1 tRNA gene and 2 rRNA genes are annotated in these 579 nt (G+C 48.4%); all 3 read left to right on the plus strand.

Going from position 1 to position 579, the window contains the following annotated elements:
- Positions 1-62, plus strand: a 16S ribosomal RNA gene (locus tag PAEAM_RS27955); the annotation flags it as partial.
- Positions 63-170: 108 nt separating this feature from the next.
- Positions 171-246: transfer RNA gene (locus PAEAM_RS27960), tRNA-Ala, on the plus strand.
- A gap of 209 nt (positions 247-455) precedes the next feature.
- A 23S ribosomal RNA gene (locus PAEAM_RS27965) occupies positions 456-579 on the plus strand; the annotation flags it as partial.

Here is a 579-nt window from a genome sequence, read left to right on the forward strand (position 1 = left end):
TGATTGGGGTGAAGTCGTAACAAGGTAGCCGTATCGGAAGGTGCGGCTGGATCACCTCCTTTCTATGGAGAATCGTTTCCTGCAACGGAAACATTCAAATATGCAGGTTCTTAGAACCTGCAACAGCAACACAGTTACTTATCCATTTGTTCAGTTTTGATGGAATTTGAGGGGCCATAGCTCAGCTGGGAGAGCGCCTGCCTTGCAAGCAGGAGGTCAGCGGTTCGATCCCGCTTGGCTCCACCAAACAATTTCATCTATTTGGCTTGTTCTTTGAAAACTAGATATCGAAACGAAACAAACGCGAATTAGAACATTCCTTTTTAGCTGAACTTGTGTTAAACAAGTTTCAATAAAAACGGTAGATTGCTGGAGCGAGTGATCGAAATGGAGCGACTTTTGGATTTGGACGTAGTCCAAACCAAGCGGAGCGACAGCTCGAACACGAGCGCAATGGTTAAGCTACTAAGAGCACACGGAGGATGCCTAGGCGCTAGGAGCCGATGAAGGACGTGGCGAACAACGAAACTGCCTCGGGGAGCTGTAAGCAAGCTTTGATCCGGGGGTGTCCGAATGGGG

The sequence above is a fragment of the Paenibacillus sp. GM1FR genome, from assembly GCF_002803315.1.
GTDB lineage: Bacteria > Bacillota > Bacilli > Paenibacillales > Paenibacillaceae > Paenibacillus > Paenibacillus amylolyticus.